Origin of the sequence: Stenotrophomonas sp. GbtcB23 (assembly GCF_019091045.1) — a bacterium.
Classification (GTDB): Bacteria; Pseudomonadota; Gammaproteobacteria; order Xanthomonadales; family Xanthomonadaceae; genus Stenotrophomonas; species Stenotrophomonas rhizophila_A.
The window spans coordinates 1-238 of sequence record NZ_JAGXKC010000665.1 but is presented as its reverse complement, the minus strand read 5'-3'; the positions used below and the strand labels follow the sequence as shown (position 1 = coordinate 238).

At 74.8% G+C, this 238-nt stretch carries 1 pseudogene; it reads left to right on the top strand.

Annotation, left to right across the window (positions count from 1 at the left end):
- Positions 1-30 precede the first annotated feature (30 nt).
- A pseudogene (locus tag KVS69_RS20495) lies at positions 31-238 on the top strand (hypothetical protein); the annotation flags it as partial.

Sequence of the window (238 nt, the reverse complement as noted above, 5' to 3'; positions counted from 1 at the left end):
GGATGCAGCGCCGCTCGCGCAGGAGGGGCGATGGAGCGGACCCTGATGCGCGCGGTCATGCACGTACCGGCCTTGAGGATCACCCATCCCGCGGCGGCGCGGCGGCCCCCGGTCACCACGCCGGCCGCAGGCACCACCGTGACCACGCTGACCCACGCCTTCGTCCGTGCCGCGCCGCAGCCCCTGTCGTTATGGGCGCCGCGCACCGTGCTCGGGTTCGTCGAGGTGGTGCACGGCC